Annotated in this window: 18 protein-coding genes; 10 read left to right on the forward strand and 8 right to left on the reverse strand. The window is 68.0% G+C overall.

Annotation, left to right across the window (positions count from 1 at the left end; translation table 11 throughout):
- The first annotated feature begins 34 nt into the window (after positions 1–34).
- The gene (locus CBY09_RS13805; protein WP_094290162.1) at positions 35–361 is read left to right on the forward strand and encodes a hypothetical protein; all 327 of its coding nucleotides are present in this window, start codon (positions 35–37) and stop codon (positions 359–361) included.
- Between the two features lie 25 nt (positions 362–386).
- Here CBY09_RS13805 and CBY09_RS13810 read toward each other — a convergent pair whose 3' ends face one another.
- Positions 387–2,075: a GMC family oxidoreductase gene (locus CBY09_RS13810; RefSeq protein WP_094290163.1), complete on the reverse strand. Its 1,689-nt coding sequence runs from the start codon at positions 2,073–2,075 to the stop codon at positions 387–389.
- Positions 2,076–2,362: 287 nt separating this feature from the next.
- On the opposite strand from CBY09_RS13810, the gene CBY09_RS13815 reads away from it, so the two are divergent.
- From CBY09_RS13815 to CBY09_RS13830, 4 genes are all read left to right on the forward strand, one after another.
- Positions 2,363–3,487 carry an MlaE family ABC transporter permease gene (locus CBY09_RS13815; RefSeq protein WP_094290164.1) on the forward strand — a complete coding sequence of 375 codons (1,125 nt, stop codon included), beginning with the start codon at positions 2,363–2,365 and terminating at the stop codon, positions 3,485–3,487.
- Positions 3,488–3,489: 2 nt separating this feature from the next.
- The gene (locus CBY09_RS13820; RefSeq protein ID WP_094290165.1) at positions 3,490–4,350 is read left to right on the forward strand and encodes an ABC transporter ATP-binding protein; all 861 of its coding nucleotides are present in this window, start codon (positions 3,490–3,492) and stop codon (positions 4,348–4,350) included.
- Complete coding sequence (locus CBY09_RS13825; protein ID WP_094290166.1) at positions 4,350–5,312, forward strand: MlaD family protein; 963 nt, start codon at positions 4,350–4,352, stop codon at positions 5,310–5,312. The genes CBY09_RS13820 and CBY09_RS13825 overlap by 1 nt, the downstream gene beginning before the upstream one ends.
- A gap of 240 nt (positions 5,313–5,552) precedes the next feature.
- Positions 5,553–6,227: an ABC-type transport auxiliary lipoprotein family protein gene (locus CBY09_RS13830; protein ID WP_094290167.1), complete on the forward strand. Its 675-nt coding sequence runs from the start codon at positions 5,553–5,555 to the stop codon at positions 6,225–6,227.
- A 9-nt stretch (positions 6,228–6,236) separates the two neighbouring features.
- On the opposite strand, the gene CBY09_RS13835 is transcribed toward CBY09_RS13830, so the two are convergent.
- The 3 genes from CBY09_RS13835 to CBY09_RS13845 all read right to left on the reverse strand — a co-directional run bounded on the left by CBY09_RS13835 (position 6,237) and on the right by CBY09_RS13845 (position 11,210).
- Positions 6,237–7,631 (reverse strand): NAD(P)/FAD-dependent oxidoreductase, encoded by a 1,395-nt coding sequence (locus CBY09_RS13835; protein WP_094290168.1) that lies wholly within the window; start codon positions 7,629–7,631, stop codon positions 6,237–6,239.
- Between the two features lie 101 nt (positions 7,632–7,732).
- A complete protein-coding gene (locus tag CBY09_RS13840; protein ID WP_094290169.1) occupies positions 7,733–9,181 on the reverse strand; it encodes a DUF1501 domain-containing protein in 1,449 nt (482 codons plus the stop codon).
- A gap of 40 nt (positions 9,182–9,221) precedes the next feature.
- The gene (locus CBY09_RS13845; RefSeq protein WP_094290170.1) at positions 9,222–11,210 is read right to left on the reverse strand and encodes a DUF1800 domain-containing protein; all 1,989 of its coding nucleotides are present in this window, start codon (positions 11,208–11,210) and stop codon (positions 9,222–9,224) included.
- 372 nt (positions 11,211–11,582) lie between these two features.
- Here CBY09_RS13845 and CBY09_RS13850 point away from each other — a divergent pair, with 372 nt between their 5' ends.
- The 4 genes from CBY09_RS13850 (at position 11,583) to CBY09_RS13865 (ending at position 14,411) form a co-directional block, all read left to right on the forward strand.
- The gene (locus tag CBY09_RS13850) at positions 11,583–11,801 is read left to right on the forward strand and encodes a CsbD family protein (RefSeq protein ID WP_094290171.1); all 219 of its coding nucleotides are present in this window, start codon (positions 11,583–11,585) and stop codon (positions 11,799–11,801) included.
- 122 nt (positions 11,802–11,923) lie between these two features.
- Positions 11,924–12,505 (forward strand): hypothetical protein, encoded by a 582-nt coding sequence (locus CBY09_RS13855; protein WP_094290231.1) that lies wholly within the window; start codon positions 11,924–11,926, stop codon positions 12,503–12,505.
- Between the two features lie 170 nt (positions 12,506–12,675).
- Complete coding sequence (locus CBY09_RS13860; RefSeq protein ID WP_094290172.1) at positions 12,676–13,206, forward strand: hemerythrin domain-containing protein; 531 nt, start codon at positions 12,676–12,678, stop codon at positions 13,204–13,206.
- 158 nt (positions 13,207–13,364) lie between these two features.
- Positions 13,365–14,411 carry a sensor domain-containing diguanylate cyclase gene (locus tag CBY09_RS13865; RefSeq protein ID WP_094290173.1) on the forward strand — a complete coding sequence of 349 codons (1,047 nt, stop codon included), beginning with the start codon at positions 13,365–13,367 and terminating at the stop codon, positions 14,409–14,411.
- A 166-nt stretch (positions 14,412–14,577) separates the two neighbouring features.
- Here the strand turns inward: CBY09_RS13865 and CBY09_RS13870 are convergent, their stop codons facing one another.
- A complete protein-coding gene (locus tag CBY09_RS13870; RefSeq protein WP_240515719.1) occupies positions 14,578–14,946 on the reverse strand; it encodes a hypothetical protein in 369 nt (122 codons plus the stop codon).
- Positions 14,943–16,439 carry a cell envelope integrity protein CreD gene (creD, locus tag CBY09_RS13875; RefSeq protein ID WP_240515720.1) on the reverse strand — a complete coding sequence of 499 codons (1,497 nt, stop codon included), beginning with the start codon at positions 16,437–16,439 and terminating at the stop codon, positions 14,943–14,945. The genes CBY09_RS13870 and creD overlap by 4 nt, the downstream gene beginning before the upstream one ends.
- A 132-nt stretch (positions 16,440–16,571) precedes the next feature.
- Here creD and CBY09_RS13880 point away from each other — a divergent pair, with 132 nt between their 5' ends.
- Positions 16,572–16,916 (forward strand): hypothetical protein, encoded by a 345-nt coding sequence (locus CBY09_RS13880; protein ID WP_133066292.1) that lies wholly within the window; start codon positions 16,572–16,574, stop codon positions 16,914–16,916.
- A gap of 24 nt (positions 16,917–16,940) precedes the next feature.
- Here CBY09_RS13880 and creC read toward each other — a convergent pair whose 3' ends face one another.
- Together creC and CBY09_RS13890 are read right to left on the reverse strand one after the other, a co-directional pair.
- Entirely contained in the window at positions 16,941–18,410 is a 1,470-nt protein-coding gene (creC, locus tag CBY09_RS13885; protein ID WP_094290175.1) for a two-component system sensor histidine kinase CreC, read from the reverse strand.
- A gap of 64 nt (positions 18,411–18,474) precedes the next feature.
- Positions 18,475–19,182 carry a winged helix-turn-helix domain-containing protein gene (locus CBY09_RS13890; protein WP_094290176.1) on the reverse strand — a complete coding sequence of 236 codons (708 nt, stop codon included), beginning with the start codon at positions 19,180–19,182 and terminating at the stop codon, positions 18,475–18,477.
- Positions 19,183–19,184 lie beyond the last annotated feature (2 nt).

Below are 19,184 nucleotides of genomic sequence, written 5' to 3' on the forward strand. Positions count from 1 at the left end.
CCCTAGATGACTGAAATGCCGTAAGGAGCCGACCATGCCCGATTCCGACAAGCTTGCCATTGCCGCCCATCTGCACGTGCTGCTGCGCCGCAAGACGGGGCGCGTGACCGACACCGAATGGATGGCGGCCAATGCCGAGTACGCGCTGGAGATCGTGCGCTTTGCGCGCCTGCGTGCGCAGGAGGACAACGTGCCCGAGCTGGCCGAGTGGGCCGACCGGCTCGACCACGCCGTGCACCAGGAACCTGCGCCCGCAGCGCGCAAGCCCTTGCTGGATGTGGCCGCGCAGGCGGTGCGCCAGCGCCTCGCTCCACCACCGCCTCCGCCCGAAGTGCCGCGCTACGTGGGCGGCATCCGCTGACCGGGCTTGCGCGATCCCTTGAGGGTCAGGCCTTCCGCGCGGCGATGATCCACTCCGCCGCTTTCTCCGCCATCATCAGCGTGGGCGAGTTGGTGTTGCCGCTGGTGATGGTGGGCATGGCGCCCGCATCCACCACGCGCAGGCCGGCCACCACGCCGCCGCGCCCGTCGCGCACGCGCAGCTGCGCGTCCAGCACGGCCATCGGGTCGCCGTCGCGGCCCATCTTGGTGGTGCCCACGGGGTGGAAGATGGTGGTGGCAATGTCGCCCGCCAGGCGTGCCAGGTCTTCGTCGCTTTCAAACTGCACGCCGGGCTTCCACTCTTGCGGCTGGTACCTGGCCAGCGCGGGCTGGGCCACGATGCGGCGCGTCACACGCAGGCTGTCGGCCGCCACCTGGCGGTCTTCGGGCGTGCTGAGGTAGTTGGGCGCAATGGCGGGGGCGGCCTTGAAGTCGGCGCTCTTGATATTCACCGTGCCCCGGCTCGTGGGGTTGAGGTTGCACACGCTGGCGGTAAAGGCCGGAAAGCTGTGCAGCGGCTCGCCAAACGCATCCAGCGACAGCGGCTGCACGTGGTATTCGATGTTCGGGTAGGGCTGGTCGGGGCTGCTGCGGGTGAACGCGCCCAGCTGCGAGGGCGCCATGCTCATGGGCCCGCTGCGCTTGAGCGCGTATTCAAGCCCGATCTTGGCCTTGCCGACCAGCGAGCTGGCCATGGTGTTGAGCGTCTGCACGCCCTGCACCTTGAACACTGCGCGGATCTGCAGGTGGTCTTGCAGGTTGGCACCCACGCCGGGCAGGTCCACCTTCACCTCCACGCCGTGCTGGCGCAGCAATGCGGCGGGTCCGATGCCCGACAGCTGCAGCAGCTGGGGCGAGTTGACCGCGCCCGCGCTCAGGATCACCTCGCCCGTGGCGCGGGCGGTGACCATCTCCTGGCCGTCCCACACCAGCACACCGGTGCAGCGCTGGCTGCCGTCGGGCTGGGTTTCGAGTATGAGCTTGGAGGCCTGTGCACTGGTCCACATCTCGAAGTTGGGGCGGCCATAGCAGGTGGGCCGCAAAAAGGCCTTGGCGGTGTTCCAGCGCCAGCCGCTCTTCTGGTTGACCTCGAAGTAGCCCACGCCTTCGTTGCTGCCACTGTTGAAGTCGTCGGTGGCGGGGATGCCGGCCTGCTGCGCGGCGTGGGCAAAGGCGTCGAGCACGTCCCAGCGCAGGCGCTGTTTTTCCACCCGCCACTCGCCGGTGCTGCCGGTGGCCTTGTTGCCGTGCAGGCGTTTGAAATTTTCGTTCACACCCCCGGGCTGGTCCAGGCGCCAGTGGTCTTCGTGGCGGCGGAAGTAGGGCAGGGCGTTGTCCCAGCGCCAGCTGGCGTCGCCGGTCAGCTCGGCCCACTGGTCGTAGTCGCGCGCCTGGCCGCGCATGTAGATCATGCCGTTGATGCTGCTGCAGCCGCCCAGCGTCTTGCCGCGCGGGTAGCGCAGGGTGCGGCCGTTCAGGCCCGCGTCGGGTTCGGTGTTGTAGAGCCAGTCGGTGCGCGGGTTGCCGATGCAGTACAGGTAGCCCACGGGGATGTGGATCCAGTGGTAGTCGTCCTTGCGGCCCGCCTCGATCAGCAGCACGCGGTGGCGGCCGTCGGCGCTCAGGCGGTTGGCGAGCAGGGCACCGGCCGTGCCCCCGCCGATGATGATGGTGTCAAACGTGGTGTCGCTCATGGGTGAAGGGGCGGGCAATGAGGGGGTTGTAACGGTGGGCCATTGTGCGGATCGCCCAAGCCCTGTCGATAGGGTGTGTGCGGGTTGCTACATATTTGGTAGCTGTTGGGGTTTGCTGGTAGCGCGCTGGGCCCTGTTTTGATAATAATTACATGCCATCGGGGCTGGCCTGTGCTTGGCGCCCGCTTGCCCGGTGGGGCGGGCAGGGTGGGGTCCGCTACCATGCACCCTCTTCCTTGCTGCTTCTTGACTGTCACCTACCTCTGGCTGCTTGCGCAGCCCGGCCCATGACCGACCACACCCCCCGCATTGTTCGCACCGAGACGCCCCAGGGGCCATGTGCGCAGCTGCGCGGGCGCTGGGGCGCGGCCGAGCTGGGTTCCGAGTCGCAGTGGGAGGCCGTGTCCGAGCAGTTGCGCGGCTGCCCTGCAGAGCCTGCCCTGGGCTGGGACCTGCGGGAGCTGCAGTGGCTGGACCATGTGGGCGCGCAGCTGCTGTGGAACCACTGGCAGCACGCCTGGCCCGCACAGCTGGCCTGCACCGAGGGCCAGCGCACCATGCTGTCGCGCGTGGCGCAGTTCACCTGCATGGCCCCCCCGCCCGAGCCCTGGCGCCTGGGAGACCAGATCGACCACCTGGGCGTGCTGGTGCTGCATGGTGTGGACCATGCCCGCCACCTGCTGGAGATGGTGGGCCAGCTGGTGCTGGACCTCGTGCGCCTGGCGCGCGCCCCGCGCAAGGGGCCGTGGCGCGATGTGTCCGGCCACCTGTACCGCATGGGCGCCACGGCGCTGCCCATCACGGCGCTGGTGGGTTTTTTGATCGGTGTGGTGCTGGCCTACCTCATGAGCTTGCAGCTGCGGCAGTTTGGTGCCGAGTCCTTCATCGTCAACATCCTGGGCATTTCGCTGATCCGCGAGCTGGGCCCAATGCTCGCTGCCATCCTGGTGGCAGGGCGTTCGGGCTCGGCCATCACGGCCCAGATCGGCGTGATGCGCGTGACCGAAGAGCTGGACGCCATGCGCGTGATGGGCATCCCGCACGGTTTCCGGCTGGTGATGCCACGCACGCTGGCGCTGGCGCTGGCCATGCCGCTCATCAGCGTGTGGACCACGCTGGCCGCGCTGGCGGGCGGCATGCTGGCGGCCGACATTGCCATGGATATCTCGCCGTCGTACTTTGTGCAGGCACTGCCCGCCGCCGTGAAGGTGGGCAACCTCGGGCTGGCCATGGCCAAGTCGGTGGTGTTTGGGGCGTTCATCGCCCTCATCGGCTGCCACTGGGGCCTGCGCGTCAAGCCCAATACACAAAGCCTGGGCGAGGGCACGACGGCCTCGGTGGTGTCGTCCATCACCATGGTGATCATCGTGGACGCACTGTTTGCGGTCGCCTTCAAAAACATTGGTATCTGATGATGACGGCCCGTACCGCGCTTCCCGAGCACATCCCCGTCGCCGCGCACGAGCCGCCCATTGTGGACGTGCGTGGCCTGTGGTCGCAGTTTGGCAAGGGCAGCGAAACCTTCACCGTGCACCAGGACCTGAACTTCAGCGTGCAGCGTGGAGAGATGCTGTCGCTGGTGGGGGGCTCGGGCACGGGCAAGACGGTGCTGCTGCGCCAGATCCTGGGCCTGGCCCGGCCTGCGCGCGGCAGCGTCACGGTGCTGGGCCGCCCCGCGTCGGAGATGGGGCGCGAGGGCGCGGCCAGCCGGGTGGGCATGCTGTTCCAGCATGGCGCGCTGTTCTCTGCCTTCAACGTGCTCGACAACGTGGCCTTTGCGCTGCGCGAGCAGGGCACCTTGCCCGATGAGCTGGTGCGCGATGCCGCCCTGGTCAAGCTGCAGATGGTCGGCCTCAAGCCCGAGCACGCCACGCGCATGCCGGCCGACCTGTCGGGCGGCATGGTCAAGCGCGTGTCGCTGGCGCGCGCGCTCATCATGGACCCGCCGCTGCTGTTGCTCGACGAGCCCACGGCGGGGCTCGACCCGAGCAGCTCCGACGATTTCTGTGCCCTGCTGCGCGAGCTGCGCGCGGCATTGGGGCTGACGGTGGTGATGGTCACGCACGACCTGGATACGCTGTTTGCGCTCAGCACTCGCGTGGCCGTGCTGGCCGATAAAAAGGTCATCGTCACCGGCCCGCCCCACGAGGTGGCGCATTTCAGGCACCCGTTCATCGAACATTTCTTCCTGGGCGAACGTGGCCAGCGTGCCATGGCCCCGGTGCAATCCGTGGAGCCCGCCGTCGCGCCCACGCCCGCAAAGGAACCCCGCTGATGGAAAACAAATCCCACGCCCTCGCTGCCGGCATCTTTGTGCTGGTGGTGGCCGCCATGCTGGCGGGCCTGGCCGTCTGGCTCACCCGCGACAACGCCAACTACGAGCAGTACGAACTCTCCACCCGCGACGGCGTGAGCGGCCTGCAGCCCCAGGCCGCCGTGCGCTACAAAGGCGTGGCCGTGGGCAAGGTCACCCGCATCGGCTTTGACCCGCAGGTCACCGGCAATGTGCTGATCCGCATCGCCGTCAACGAGCAGGCGCCCATCAGCCCCACCACCTTTGCGGTGCTGGGCTACCAGGGCGTCACGGGGCTGGCCCATGTCCTGCTCGACGACGCCGAAAAGCCCTACCCCGAACTGCCCCCTGGCCCCAGCGGCCTGCCGCGCCTGCCACTCAAGCCCTCGCCCTTTGGCAAGCTGGCCGAGCAGGCCCCCGCCATCCTCACTCAGGTGGAAGAGGCCACGCGCCGCATCAACCAGCTGCTGGGTGATGGCAACCAGCAAAAACTCACGGAGGCGCTGTCGAACATTGGCCAGGCTGCGGGCAGCGTCAACACCCTGACTCAGCGGCTGGATGCCACTGTGACCCAGCGCCTGGACCCGGCCCTGGCCGCGCTGCCGCCTCTGGCCAGCGACGCGCGCCAGACCCTGCAGTCACTGCAGCAGGCGGGCGCCGGGGTGTCGGCCCTGGCGGCAGATCTGGGCAAGACCACCCAGCGCCTCAACGCCGAAGGCGGCGCCATCGACCAGATCACCCTCGGCACCCAGTCGCTCGCCCGCGCGGCCGACCAGTTCAGCAACACCACGCTGCCCCGCGTGAACCGAGCCGCCGACGACACCTCGCGCGCCGCCCGCCAGCTGGGGCGCGCGGCCGGGGGCATCACTGACAACCCGCAGCTGTTCATCTACGGCTCGGGCCGTGTCCCGCCCGGCCCGGGCGAGGCCGGGTTTGCGCCTTGAGATGAAGCACCCCCTGAGTCGCCTGCGGAGCCTCCGTGCAGCCACCAGAGGAGGCAACCCTTCGGGGCCGTCCAAGCCTGCGCAGGCAGACTTGGAGCCGCGGCCCTCAGCCCCTTTCCTTCGGGAGGGGGACGCACCCGGTGGCCTGGCGAAGCCAGTTCCACGGGTGCACTGGGATGTGCCGCGCCCGTTGCGCGCGATGACGGCGAGGCGGGCGTGGCATGGGTCACTGAGAAATGGATGGGTACTATGAAAAATATAGCTAAAAGGTCATATGCAGCAGGCGTAAGCGGCATTTTTTGCTTGATTCTGGCGGGCTGCTCGGCCCTGCCCGCCCCACCCGCGCGCCCGGCGCTGTACGACTTTGGTCCCGGCGCCGTGGCCCCGGCGCCCACCGACCGCCGTGCGCCCTTGCCGCCGCTGGCCCTGGCCGACGTGGAGGCCACCGGCCTGCCCGAGGGCAGCAACGCCGTGCTCTACCGCCTGGCCTATGCCGACGGCCAGCAGCTGCGCCCCTACAGCCAGGCCCGCTGGAGCCAGCCGCCCGCCCAGCTGGTGCAGCAGCGCCTGCGCGAACAGCTGGGCCAGCGCCGCGCCATCCTGAAAGCCGACGACGGCGCCGCCCAGGCCCGCGACCCGGCCCAGGGCGGCAAGCTGCCGCTGGTGCTGCGCGTGGAGCTGGAGGAATTCAGCCACCTGTTCGCCCGCCCCACCGAGAGCAGCGGCGTGGTGCGCCTGCGCGCCACCGTGGTCGAACTGACCCCGGCAGGCGAATCCCTGCGCGGCCAGCGCGTGTTCATCGCCCAGCAGCCCGCACGCTCTGCGGATGCGGCGGGTGGTGTGGCGGCACTGGCCGAGGCCTCGGGCCGTGTGGCGCAGGAGCTGGCGGAGTGGGTGGAGCAGGTGGGGCGGTAGGTCGGGGGCTCAGCCGGGCGGCTTTGCCGAAGAGGGGGCGGGAGGCTGGTGCGGTCCCCCCTCGATCCCCGTCACCACCCGTGCATAGCGCGCAAAGCTCCAGTACGCCCAGGCCCAGTCCAGCAGCACCACCAGGCGGTTGCGAAAGCCGATGAGGAAATACACGTGCGCAAACAGCCAGAACAGCCAGGCAAAGTAGCCTGAAAACCGCACCGGCCCGGCGGGCGAGGTGAGGTCCACCACGGCCGAGTTGCGGCCGATGGTGGCCAGGTTGCCGTAGTCGCGGTAACGAAACGGCTGGGTGGGCTGCCCGGCCAGTCGGCGCAGGATGTTGGCGGCCGTTGCGCGGCCCATCTGCTTGGCGCCGGGCGATACGCCGGGCACGGGGGTGGGTTCGTGGCCGGGCCTGTGGCTTTTGGCAGCAGCCAGGTCGCCGATCACGCTGATCTCGGGGTGGCCGGGCAGGGCCAGGTCGGGCGCAACCACCACGCGGCCTGCGCGGTCGGTGGTGGCGCCGGTGGCCTCGGCCAGGTGGCGGCCCAAGGGGGAGGCGGCCACACCCGCCGCCCAGACAATGCATTTGCTATTTATTTGATAGCTGTTGGGGTTTGATGGTTGCGCGGGAGAGGCCGATTCGACCCTCAAACCCTGCGCGTCGATGGCCGTCACGCGGGCGTTCAGGCGCACGTCCACGCCCAGTTTCTCGAGCTGTTCCTTGGCGCGCTGGCTCAGAGCCTCGGGCATGGCCTGCAGCACACGGGCGCCGCCTTCGAGCAGGATGATTTTTGCGCTGGCCGGATCGATGTGGCGGAACTCGCCGGGCAGCGTGTGGCGCGCGATCTCGGCCAAGGTGCCCGCCATCTCCACGCCCGTGGGGCCTGCGCCCACGACCACAAAGTTGAGCCAGTCTGCGCGGCGCGCCGGGTCGGGCTCTTTCTCGGCGGCTTCGAAGGCCAGCAGCACGCGGCGGCGGATCTCGAACGCGTCGTCCAGGGTCTTGAGGCCGGGGGCGTAGGCCGCCCAGTCGTCGCGGCCGAAGTAGCTGTGGGTGGCGCCTGCGGCGACGATGAGGTGGTCGTAGGGGAGGTGGCTCCCGTCCGCGAGGTGCACGTCGCGCCGGGCCACATCGATGCATGTGACCTCGCCCAGCAAGGTGGTCACATTGGACTGGCGGCGAAACAGGTGGCGGATGGGCGCCGCAATCGCCGGGGCCGACAGCCCGGCCGTGGCCACCTGGTAGAGCAGGGGCTGGAAAAGGTGGTGGTTGGTCTTGTCCACCAGGGTCACGTCCACCGCCGCACCCTGCAGTGCCCGGGCCGCTTCGAGGCCGCCAAAGCCGCAGCCGATGATGACGATGCGGGGGCGTTGCGGGGTGTGTCCTGTGGGGATGGAAGGCGTTGTCATGCCGCCATTATTGGGGCTGCTGCGCCCGCTCCGCCGCAGAGGTGGGGGTCGGGGCGTTGGGGAGGCAGGGCACGCTCCAGCGTGCCCTGCGCTCAGGCCATTCAGGCCATGAAGCCCAGGTTGGTGGGGTAATCGGCCCCGCCAAAGTGGCTCAGGTTGGGCAGCACGCCCGCGAGTTCGCTGTTGCTCACGCCAAACCAGCTGGCCAGTGTGGCGGCGTACTGGTCCACCGAGGTGCTGGGCAGCAGGCGGCCCTGGCCCACATGCCACTGGTCGTTGGGGTCGCCCGTGTTGTTGGTGATGCTCACCGGGGGCGCCTTGCCGTAGAACGCCTTGCCCTTGACGGCGCCGCCCACCATGAGGTGGTGGCCACCCCAGCCGTGGTCCGATCCGTCGCCGTTGGAGCTGAGCGTGCGGCCGAAGTCCGAGGCCGTAAAGGCGGTGACCTTGTCGGCCACGCCCAGCTCGACGGTGGCGTCGTAGAACGCGGTCATGGCCTCGCTCACGCGCTGCATCAGCACGGGTTGTTGCGAGATCAGGTTGTCGTGCAGGTCGAAGCCGCCCAGCGACACCAAGAACACCTGGCGCTTGCTGCCCAGCGCCGAGCGTGCCCCGATGAGGCGCGCCACCATCTTCATCTGGTTGGCCAGCGAGTTGTTGCTGGGGAAGGGGGTGGCCAGCGTGACGGCGGACAGGCCGTTGGTGATCTGGCTTTCGGCCGCGACGGCGCGGGTGGTGACCCGGGTGTACTCGTTCTCCAGCGTCTGCGTGCTGCCTTGCTGGATGAGCGAAGTGAGGGCGGCGCGCACAGCCGAGGAGCCGTAGACATTGTTTTTTACGCCATTGATGGCCACTGCGCCGTTGGTGCTGACCTGGTATTGCAGGGCCGAGTCGCCCGACAGGAACACTGCATTGCCCGTGACCGAGATGCAGGTGAACAGCGAGTTGCCATTGGACGACAGCGCCAGGTCACCGATGTTGCCGCCCCAGCCCACGGTGGAGCCTTCGGGCGACGACGACTGCCACACCGATTGCTGGTCGTTGTGCGAAAACAGCTTGGGCGGGATGGGGTAGGTGGTGCGGTCGGCGCTGTTGTACTGGGTGCGGGTCAGCGGCACGATCAGCGGGCCCACGTTGAGCTGCACCGCCGCCTTGCCGCTGTTGAACAGGCCTGCGAGCCCCGTCATGGCCGGGTGCAGCGCGTACTGGCGGCCTCCGGGCAGGGCGGTGGTGGGCGTGAGCAGCGTGGGGGTCAGGTCGGCTTTGGCCAGCGCGATGCCCCCCGCTGTCTGGCCCGAGCCGCCACCCCGGATGGTGTTGTAGCGGTTGTAGCTGTCGTCGTCGTAGGTGACCACGGTGTTGGCGTAGTCGTTGCCGCCATACAGGAAGACGCAGACCAGGGCCTTGTAGTCGGTGGCAGTGAAGGCGGCGGCCTCGCCCATGGCGGCCAGGTTCAGGGCAAAGGGCAGGGCGGTGCCTGCCAGGCCCAGTTGGGTGGAGCGGCGCAGGAAGGCGCGGCGCGTGTGGAGTTCGGGTTGAAGCAGGTGCATGGCTGGGCTTCTTGGGTTCTGTCGGCGGAGTGGACGGGGCTTACTTTTGAATGAGGTACTCGGCCGAGGCCATCACCAGGAAGACGGCGGCCGCCACGCGGTCCAGCTTGGCGTTGTCCGAACTGGTGGCGGTGACGGCCGTGGCCTTCAGTGCATCGGAGATGAGCTTGACCGTGGCCGCCGAGAGCTGGCCTGCACACATCAGCAGGTTGATGCGTGCGACCAGGGCATCGGCATCGGCCACGATGGCCAGTTCGTTGGCGTAGGTGGCCTTGATGTCGTAGCCGTTGTTGGCGTTGCTGCCACTGTTGGGCTGGTCGGGTGCGGTCACAAAAATGCCATTGCGGATCACGCCTTGCATGTAATTGAGGTAGCCGCCCACGCTGCTTTCGTTGACCAGCTGGAACTCGGGCGCTACGGCCCCGGTGGCCGCCAGCGCGGTGGACGGGGGGACATACCCCGGGCGGAAGAAGTTGAACACCGAGGGCGAGCGCAGCGGGCTTTGCCCCAGGCGGGAGCCAGGGTCGGTCAGGTCGCCGATTTTCCAGCTGCCCTGGGCCGAGTTCAGCCCGAAGGTGCGACCCCACTGCACGAAGCGCAGCATGGGCTCGCGCAGCTTGCCGAAACCAGGCTGGCTGAGGCCGGCGGGCGAGCGGGCTTCGTCGTCCAGCAGGATGGCCTGGACCACGGCGCGCAGGTCACCCCGCACCCCCGCCCCGTTGTTGTTGAAGGCCGCCGTCACGCGCGCCACATAGGCGGGCGAGGGGTTGCTGGTCACCAGGCGCTGGATGAGCTGCTTGCCGATGAACGGACCCACGTTGGGGTGGTTGAACAGGGTGTCCAGCGCCATCTGGAGCGCCGCCGCCCCGGGCGTGTTGGCGGGCACCGTGGTGCCGAGGAAGGTGGCCGCCAGAGTGGAGTGGCGCGATGCATTGAGCGCCATGGGCAGGCGTGCAAAGGTGGTGTTGGACACCACCCGCGAGGTGCCTGGCACCGTGGTGGGTACGTTCTGCGTCTGGTCGTAGTCGTAGCCGGTGAACACCCGAGCAAGGTTGGTCACATCGTCCATCGTGTAGCTGTCGATGGGTTTGCCCGCGCCATCCTTCTTGATCGTCCCATCAGGGTTGAGTGCCACCAGCCCAATGGACATCAGCTGCATGATTTCGCGGGCGTAGTTCTCGTCCGGCTGGCGGCCGGTGGCCGCGTTTTCCTTCTGGTTGCCCCGGGTGTTGAGGTAGTAGCCCATGGCCGCGTTCAGCGTGACGTTTTCCAGCACAGAGCGGTAGTTGCCAAACGCGTTGCTGACCAGCTGGTCCCAGTACCAGGCCATGGCATGGCAGCGCCAGGTGATGTCCACCCCGGTGAGCGAGACCACGCAGATTTCGGACAGCGCCAGGGCCACCCGCTTGCGCAGGCCGTCGGGGGAGGTCATGAGCTGCTTCCAGATCATGTAGTCCGCCGGGTAGGAGTTGTCGTAGTAGGCCGTGCTGTCGCTGATGGCCGCGTAGCCACGCTGGTTCAGCCAGTCCCAGCCTGTCTGGCTGGTGGGGCCGCTGAACTGGCTGCTGAGCCAGTCGGCATAGGTGGTGGAGCGCAGGGCTGCAATCTCGGCCGTGGAGGCGGAGAACTGCGCTTGCAGCAGGAAGCGCGCGGCTTCCTGGTCGGTGGTGGCTGCGGGGTAGGCGTAGTTGCCTGGAGGAGCGCTGGGTGCAGGGGAAGGCCCCGGCGCTGGAGAAGGCGCGGGGCCTTGACTTGGCGCAGGGGCGGGTGTGGGAGATGGTGCCGGGGGGGGCATGACGCCGGGGGACGGTGTTCCCGCAGCGGGCGGCAGTGTCACGGGCGTGTAGACGGGGGATTGGCCTCCGCCGTCTCCGCCTCCGCATGCTGCAAGGGCAGTTGAGGCAAAAAGCGTGGCCAGCAGCGGGGCAGGGCTTCTGCTGGCAGTGTCTTGTTGCTCGGTGGAGACGGGTTTTTCCTCTACTGCCTCTGCGCCCTGCGTGGCCAGAGGTCCCTCGTGCGTATTTTTCATGAATGCCTGTGTGGAGTCTTGCGCGGTCCAAAGTGCGCAGCCGTGACTAAATCACACCAGGCGCGTTGCTCGGTGGTGCAAGTGTTACCAGGGGAAACGGCCCTCAGGAGGAGGCAGTCCGTCACCCTTGCAGATGATGGGCGATTGCAACACTTTGTGCGCAGACGCAGCCCCGCCACCACGTGTTCTGGGGCTCTGTGCGGCGCCCGTCGGCCCCGTCCGTCAACCCCGTAGGCCTGGGCCCACGCACACCGCTTGGCATGGACTACGGCCCGCTGACTGATTCGTTTTTACAGTGAACCCATCGCCCCACGCAGTGTTTCCACGCATTCCGGGTGGATGGCCAGGGCGAGGTTTTTGAAGGATGCAACCATGAATGAAGACACCATCAAGGGCAATTGGAAGCAGTTCAAGGGCAAGCTGATCGAGCAGTGGGGCAAGCTCACCAACGATGACCTGGATGTCATCGACGGCAAGCGTGAGCAGTTCCTGGGCAAGCTGCAGGAGCGCCAGGGTCTGGCCCGCGAAGCGGCCGAAAAGCAGCTCAAGGAATGGCAGGAACGCCACCCGGACTTCCGCTTCAACGATTGACGGGCGGGGCTGCACAACCCGGGTTGTGCGGCCCGCCCATCGCCGCCGCAGGAGCAGCAGGCATGCCCTGCTGCACGCGCACTGCACTGTCTACCCCCGATGCCGAGGAGAACCCCATGCCAATCCCATCCGCACGCACGCTGATCGCCGCCGTGGCTGCCGGTCTGGTAGCGACATCCGCCTTTGCCATGACACCGGCCGAGCACAGGGCCGCCAAGGACAGCATTGAAGCGACCTACAAGGCCGACAAGGAAAAATGCGATGCCTTGACCGCCAACGCCAAGGACATCTGCCAGAAGGAAGCCAAGGGCAAGGAAAAGGTTGCCCAGGCCGAACTGGAAGCCCAGTACAAACCCAGCCCTAGAAACACGCAAAAGGTAGCCGAAGCGCGCGCTGACGCTGCCTACGAAGTCGCCAAGGAAAAATGCGACGACCTCAAGGGCAATGAAAAGGACGTCTGCGAAAAAGACGCCAAGGCCGCCCGCGTGAAGGCCAAGGCGGACGCCAAGGTGGCTGCTGTGCAGGCCAAGCCCGCAGACAATCCGGCCGAGAAGGCGGCCGACGTGGCGGAGGCCCGCAAGGACGCCAACGCCGAGAAGAACGACGCCAACTACCAGGCGGCCAAGGAGCGCTGCGATGCGTTGTCGGGCAACGCCAAGTCGGCCTGTGTGGACGACATCAAGCGCATGTACGGCAAGAGCTGATCACTGCCACCGTGCAGTTTTTCTACAACGCCCCGCTCTGGCGGGGCTTTTTCCGTGTGCAGGCGGGATTTGCCTGACCTGCATCAATACGCGGTGCCAGGGCGGCTTCTAAGCTGGGCTTTCCATTGTTCCCATTGTTTTGCTGCCGGACGGCAGAGGGATTGATACCCATGGCCCAACTCGAATGGTCGGACGCGCTGAACCTGGACCTGCCCCTGATGGACGACACCCACCGGGAGTTCGTCGATCTGCTGGCGGTTGTGGCGCAGGCGGACGACGCGCAACTGCAGCCGGCCTGGCAGGCGCTGGTGGAGCACACTGAGCAGCACTTTGGCCAGGAAGACGCCTGGATGGCCTCCACCCGGTTTGCCTCGGGCAACTGCCACAGCATGCAGCACCGCGTGGTGCTGCAGGTGATGCGCGAAGGCGCCGCACGGGCCGCGCAGGGCGACCTGCAGGTGCTGCGCGTGATGGCCAGCGAGCTGGCCCTGTGGTTCCCCCAGCATGCGCAGAGCATGGACGCGGCGCTGGCCCTGCACCTGCGCCGTGTCGGGTTTGACCCCGCCACCGGCGTGGTGCACGCACCGCAGGCGCTGCCCGGTGAGCTGATCCACGGCTGCGGTGGCGCCACCTGCTCGGACGCGGGTGATGAGCCTGTGGCGGACAGCACAGACAACGCGCGGCAGGCCGCAGTGGCCTGAAGTCTCCGGCTTGCGAGGGCCTTCGCGCAGCGCGACTGTGCGAATGAAGGATGTGCGTTGCGCGGCCGCAAGCGTGCTTTTACCCGTGCGCGGGCACCGCTTGTGTGGCATGCTGCCTTTTCTTTAGGCAAGTGTGGGCGGCATGGCCGCTGTGCTCCATGGCCGCAACCTCTTCCCTCGAAGCCCTGGTCGATGACACCGAGCGCCTGCAGGCCCTGCAGCGCTACGGGATTCTCGACACCCCCATGGAGCCCGCCTACGACGAGCTGGCCGACATTGCGGGCCATGTGTGCGAGGCGCCCGTGGCCCTGGTGAGTTTTGTGGACCGCGACCGCCAGTGGTTCAAGTCGGCGCAAGGGTTGCCCAATCGGGAGACGCCGCTCGATCAGTCCGTGTGCCGCTACGCCCTCCGGCAGCCGAACGTGTTCATCGTGCCCGACCTGGCCCAGGACGTGCGGTTTGCGCACTACGGCATCGTCACCCAGAAACACCCGCTGCGCTTTTATGCGGGCGCCCCCCTGATCACGCCCGATGGCTACGCCCTGGGCACCCTGTGCGTGCTGGACCACCGGCCGCGCCAGCTGTCGCCGCGTGCGCAGGAGCTGCTCAGCGCCCTGGCGCGCCAGGTAGTCCGGCTGCTGGAACTGCACCGCGCCAACGACCGCCAGGGCCAGATGCTGGCCGAGCTGGACGCCGCCCGCCAGCAGATGGCTGTGCTGGCCCACACCGATGTGCTGACCGGGCTGGCCAACCGACGGTCATTCACCGAACGCCTGCGGCAGGAGCAGGCCCTGCTGCAGCGGGGCAATGAACCCGCCTGCCTGTTGATGATGGACCTGGACCACTTCAAGCGCATCAACGACGTGCATGGCCACCATGTGGGGGACCAGGCGCTGCAGCTGTTTGCCGACCTGTGCCGCAGTGTGTTCCGGGCCGCCGATGTGGTGGGGCGGTGGGGCGGCGAGGAGTTTCTGGCCCTGCTGCCCGCCACCGGGGTGGAGCAAGCCCAGGCCGTGGCGCAGCGTGTGCATGTTGCGCTCGCCCAGCAGCCCCTGCCCGGCATCGAGCCCCCGCAGCAGCTGTCGGTCAGCATGGGGCTGACGCTGTTTGACCCGTTGCGCCCGCTCGACGTGACCCTGCGCCTGCTCGATTCCGCGCTGTACACCGCCAAACGCGAGGGCCGCAGCCGCACGGTGGTGGTGTAGAGGAATAGTTTGCTCATTTATTGATAGCTATTTCCGCTTGATGGGCAAGCGAAAAGCCTCTTTTTGATCATTGTTTTTGAGGTTCCGAGGCATGTAAAAGCCCGGCATGTCCAGGCGGGCATGCCGGGCTCTGCCACGCGGGCGCGGGCAAACGACCTCCAGCCTTTCAGCAACCAGGGCTACGTGGCAGCAACAGCGCCGCCATGCGCCACGACAGATCGCGCAGCGCGCGGCGCAGGGCGGGCGACGGCGCTGCGGCTGCACCGGCCGTGCCCGGCACTTCGTGGGGGCAGAAGGCTGCCTCCAGCACCTGCTGCTTCGCGCTGACCAGCGCCACCCGGTCCCGGGCGCGCAGCGCGCTCATCAGCTGGTCGCGGTGGCGCTGCACGCGGGCGGCCTCGGCCGCCGTCAGCGTCGTCGCCAATGCCGCCGGGGTGAGGGGGCCTGCGCCCCCTGGGCCCTGGGCCAGGTGTGCGGCCCAGGTGCGAAGGGCTGGTGGGATGCCGTGCTGCGGGCCCAGGGCTCCGGGTGTCATGCGGCCTCCGCGCTTGGGGTGACAGGGCGGGCCGGTGCGGTGGGCGCGGCTGGTGTGGGTGGCATGGGCGAGGTGGGTGGTGTGGACGGTGGCTTGGGCGGCATGGGGCGGCCCGGCGTGCCACCGCTCTGCGACAGCCCATACCAGTTCACCTTGCGCGTCAGCACCATCACCGCCGCCAGCACCAGGAAGAGTGCAATCGCGCCCACCACCAGCGCCGTCTGCTCCAGCTGCAGCAGCACATACAGCAGGCCATAGAGCAGCGCAATGCCCGCCCCCAACGGAATGCCCCGCGCCAGGCTGCCCAGCATGTGGCTGGCGTAATAGGCCAGCAGCAGCACACAGGCCGTGGCGGCCACCGCGTACGAAATGCCAAACGGCAGGTGCTCCGACAGGCTCACCAGCAGCAGGAAGAAGCTGCACAGCGCGCTGCCCACCAGCAGGTACTGCACCGGGTGCACGCGCAGCTTTTTCATCAGCTCGAACAGGCCCACGGCCACGAAGGTGAGGGCAATGAACAACACGCCGTACTTGGTGGCGCGGTCCGAGAGGGAATAGGGATTCACCGGGTCGATGAAGGCCACGCTGAAGCTGTCGGCGCAGTCGCCCGCGTTGCTGCCGGGGGTATGGCCGATGCCGTCCTCTGCGCCTGCCAGGCACACGCGTTTGCCGCTGGCCACGTCGGCCTGCGCCGTGGTGGCCAGCGACGACAGGCGCCACTGGGCCGAGAAGCCGGTCTTCTTGACCTCACGCTCCGACGGCAGAAAGCGCCCGGCAAACGAAGGGTGCGGCCAGCTGCTGGTCATCAGCACCTCGGTGTTGCCGCCCAGCGGGACGATGCCCAGGCGTTCCGTTCCCACCAGCTCCAGGTCCAGCGTGGCTGTCAGGCCGTCGGCCTTGCCACGCACAGACTCCGGCAGCATCGCGTGCAGGCCCCGGCTGTACGTAGGGTGGAAGGTGCCGGGCTTGAGGGCCATGGCCTGGTTGCCCAGCGTGAGCTGCGCGGTGCGAATGCCGCGCGCATCGCCCACCGCCATCATCACCACGGGGGCACCACACACCATGCGCGAATTCTTCATGGTGGTTTGTGGCAGCAGACTGGTCAGCGGCCCCCATTGCGCCGTCACATGAGCCTTGAGGTTGTAGGTGTTCACCTTGTGCAGGCCGCGCGCCCGCTCTTCCATCGCGGCGCCGGAGCTGAGCTTGAGCTGCTCGGGCATGGCCGTGAGCAAGAACTCGCGGCGCTGCTCCACCATGCGGCGCTCATCGCCCTTGCCGGTCTCCACCTCCCAGCTCTCCACGCAGGCGCTGTGGATCATGGGGCCCATCAGCGTCTGTGGCCCGGCCAGGCTCTCGGCCACGCTTTGTGCGGTGATGCTGCGGTAGCGCAGCCGGTCGCGCACCACATCTTCGATCAGCCCGAGGCCAAAAAGCAGCAGCACGGTGATGGCGGCCAGCGCCGCCAGTTTGGTGAACAAGGGGTGTTTGAGCAAAAGATCCTCCACAAGTGAATGTTGTGGGGGCAGTGTTGTGGCGCGCTGTGAGGGCGCTATGAAGTTTGTGAGGTCAGTGTGAAGTCGCCCTGCTTCGGGCGGGTAGCATGGGGGCAGAAGAGGGGGATCGCCATGTCATATCGACCTGACAACCGGCTTGGCCGGACCGTGGGCAGCCTGCTCCCGTTGCTGCTCCTGGCAGCGTGCGGAACGCCGGCTTACCCCGACGATGACGCCGTGCGCGAGCGCTTCCAGATGGAGTACCGCAACGCGAAGTGCGAGTTGGCCAAGATCCATGCGGCCAAGCGCCAGCCCGACCATGCGGGCTACCGGATCATCCATGTCCGCATTGAGGCGCGTTGCAAAAGCCCTGAGGAAACCCTGGTGCGCAAGCAAATCTGGCAGCTCAGCCGCGAGCGGCCCACAATGCTGCAGGGGGCCTGGCGCTGGGAGCCGGGAGGAGAAATTTCCGATTGAACGCTGGTCGCCAGCTCATCCCGCTCATCCCGCCGATTCGAACTCCAGCACGACCCGGAACCCCGGCGGCGTGTTGCGCGCCACCATGCGGCCCCCGTGCAGGGTCATCACCCGCCGCACAATCGCCAGCCCCAGCCCTGATCCACTGCGCTCGCCGCCCGGCCGTGCGGTGGTGAAAAAGCGCTCGCCCAGGCGCGGCAGTGCGTAGTCGGGCACACCGGGGCCACTGTCCTGCACGGCCACCGCGGCGCCGTCCAGTTCCACCCGCACCGTGCTGCCTGCGGGCGCAAAGTCGATGGCGTTGTCCAGCAGGTTGGTCAGCGCCAGCGTCACCAGTTCGGCCTCCCACGGGCCGCTGGTGCCGTGCCCTTGCAGCGCCAGGGTGATGCCACGTTGGCCCGCGCGGGCGCGGGTCTGGGCAATGGCGGCCTCGGCGCAGTCGTGCAGCGCCACGGGCGCGCGGCCTTCGGCGTGCTGGCGCTGCTCCAGCTTGGACAGCTCCAGCAGCCGGTCGATGATGCGCTGCAGGCGCTCGCTTTGCTGCACCACCTGGGTCGCAAACTCGGCGCGGTCGGCGGTGGGCAGCTCGTCCTGCAGCAGCTCGCCCGCGCCCCGGATGGCGGCCACGGGGCTTTTGAGCTCGTGCGTGAGCGCGCGCACATAGCCCTCGATGTAGTCGCGCCCTTCCAGCCGCGCGCGCATGCGGTCCATGGCGCGGGCCAGGTCGCCCAGCTCGCCGGGTACCTCTGGCACGGCCAGGGCCGTGGGGGGCGGCAGGTTCGGGTCGTGGCGTTCGCCGTCGGCCGGGCCCTGCACGCTCAGGGCGTAGTCGCGCAGGCGGCGCACGTTCCACACCATCCACAGCGTCACCGCCACGCCCACGGCGGCCGACAGCGCCAGCAGCAGCAGCCCGCCCATGAACACCTTGCGCTCGGCCCGGTCGATAAAGCGCTGCACCGTGCGCGTAGGCTTGGCCACGGTCAGCACGCCCGCGATCTGGCTGTTCACATAGATGGGCGCGGCCACATGCATCACGCCGCTGGTGTCGTCGTCCTCCACATCGCGGGTGGAGCGTGCGCCGTACTCGCCGCGCAGCGTGCGCGCCACATCGCGCCAGCGCGAGTAGTCGGCGCCCACGGCGCGGTTTTCCGAGTCGAACAGCACGCGGCCGGTGGTGTCGGTCACATAGATGCGGTAGTCGAGCGACTGCTTGGAAAAGCCCCAGATCGCCGCATCAATGGGCCGCGTGGCATAGCGGCGCACATGCTGGGCAAACGGGCTGGTGCTGCTGTTGTCGGCCCCCGCCGCCAGCCGCCCAGCCGCCAGGTCTTCGCTGGCCAGCTCGGCCAGGATGTTGGCCGTGTCCACCATCATGTCCTCCATCACCTCGCGCACGCTGGGCTTGATCTCGGCCATAAACACGCGCAGCACAAAAAACGCGGCGATGCCGTTGATGAGGAAGAAGGCAAACAGCAGTCGGATGCCGAGGCGCATGGTGTTACTTCAAAAACAATAGCTGTCTGCGCTTTATGGACAGGCGGTAGTGGCCAATTTGGCGTTAGATGTCCAGGCAGTAACCCATGCCTCGGTGCGTGCTGATGTATTCACGCCCCGGGTCCAGCTCGCGCAGCTTGGCGCGCAGGGTCTTGATGTGGGTGTCCACCGTGCGGTCGGTGCTTTCGCTGTCGTCGCCCCAGGCGGCGGCCAGCAGGGCGTCGCGCGAGTGGATGCGGCCTGCACCGCGCAGCAGGTGGGACAGCAGGCGGTACTCGCGCCGGGTCAGTGGCAGGGCCTGGCCGCGCAGGCTGATGCGCTGGCCGGCCTCGTCGTCGTGGAAGGGTGCAGCGGGTGAGGCGGCGGGTGCTGCGGCCGGGTGGCCGTTGCCGTTTCCGTGACCCGCGCGGCGCAGCAGCGCCTTCACGCGCGCGGCCAGTTCGCGCGGGCTGAAGGGTTTGGTGAGGTAGTCGTCCGCGCCCAGCTCCAGGCCCAGCACGCGGTCGATCTCTTCGCCGTGGGCGCTGAGCATCAGCACGGGCAGGGCGGCTGTGGGCGGCGCATTGCGCACGTCGCGCAGCAGGTCCAGCCCGCTGCCGTCGGGCAGGCCCACGTCCAGCACCAGCAGGTCAAAACGTGCGCGCTGCAGCTGCTGGCGCGCGTCGTGCACCAGCAGGCTGTGCGTCACCAGCAGCCCGTCGCGTTCCAGCGCGTAGGCCACGGTGCGGGCAATGGCGGGGTCGTCTTCGAGCAGCAGCAGGCGGGCAGACATGG

It is taken from the genome of Acidovorax kalamii, assembly GCF_002245625.1.
GTDB classification, from domain to species: Bacteria; Pseudomonadota; Gammaproteobacteria; order Burkholderiales; family Burkholderiaceae_C; genus Acidovorax; species Acidovorax kalamii.

What these genes read in the sequence shown, in the direction of transcription:
- CBY09_RS13865 (WP_094290173.1), top strand. Translation starts at nt 13,365, where the DNA reads ATGGCCGCAACCTCTTCCCTCGAAGCCCTGGTCGATGACACCGAGCGC.
- CBY09_RS13815 (WP_094290164.1), top strand. Translation starts at nt 2,363, where the DNA reads ATGACCGACCACACCCCCCGCATTGTTCGCACCGAGACGCCCCAGGGG.
- CBY09_RS13840 (WP_094290169.1), bottom strand. Translation starts at nt 9,181, where the DNA reads ATGCACCTGCTTCAACCCGAACTCCACACGCGCCGCGCCTTCCTGCGC.
- CBY09_RS13860 (WP_094290172.1), top strand. Translation starts at nt 12,676, where the DNA reads ATGGCCCAACTCGAATGGTCGGACGCGCTGAACCTGGACCTGCCCCTG.
- CBY09_RS13805 (WP_094290162.1), top strand. Translation starts at nt 35, where the DNA reads ATGCCCGATTCCGACAAGCTTGCCATTGCCGCCCATCTGCACGTGCTG.
- CBY09_RS13825 (WP_094290166.1), top strand. Translation starts at nt 4,350, where the DNA reads ATGGAAAACAAATCCCACGCCCTCGCTGCCGGCATCTTTGTGCTGGTG.
- creC (WP_094290175.1), bottom strand. Translation starts at nt 18,410, where the DNA reads ATGCGCCTCGGCATCCGACTGCTGTTTGCCTTCTTCCTCATCAACGGC.
- CBY09_RS13870 (WP_240515719.1), bottom strand. Translation starts at nt 14,946, where the DNA reads ATGACACCCGGAGCCCTGGGCCCGCAGCACGGCATCCCACCAGCCCTT.
- CBY09_RS13845 (WP_094290170.1), bottom strand. Translation starts at nt 11,210, where the DNA reads ATGAAAAATACGCACGAGGGACCTCTGGCCACGCAGGGCGCAGAGGCA.
- CBY09_RS13810 (WP_094290163.1), bottom strand. Translation starts at nt 2,075, where the DNA reads ATGAGCGACACCACGTTTGACACCATCATCATCGGCGGGGGCACGGCC.
- CBY09_RS13820 (WP_094290165.1), top strand. Translation starts at nt 3,490, where the DNA reads ATGACGGCCCGTACCGCGCTTCCCGAGCACATCCCCGTCGCCGCGCAC.
- CBY09_RS13890 (WP_094290176.1), bottom strand. Translation starts at nt 19,182, where the DNA reads ATGTCTGCCCGCCTGCTGCTGCTCGAAGACGACCCCGCCATTGCCCGC.
- CBY09_RS13830 (WP_094290167.1), top strand. Translation starts at nt 5,553, where the DNA reads ATGGGTACTATGAAAAATATAGCTAAAAGGTCATATGCAGCAGGCGTA.
- CBY09_RS13850 (WP_094290171.1), top strand. Translation starts at nt 11,583, where the DNA reads ATGAATGAAGACACCATCAAGGGCAATTGGAAGCAGTTCAAGGGCAAG.
- CBY09_RS13835 (WP_094290168.1), bottom strand. Translation starts at nt 7,631, where the DNA reads ATGACAACGCCTTCCATCCCCACAGGACACACCCCGCAACGCCCCCGC.
- CBY09_RS13880 (WP_133066292.1), top strand. Translation starts at nt 16,572, where the DNA reads ATGTCATATCGACCTGACAACCGGCTTGGCCGGACCGTGGGCAGCCTG.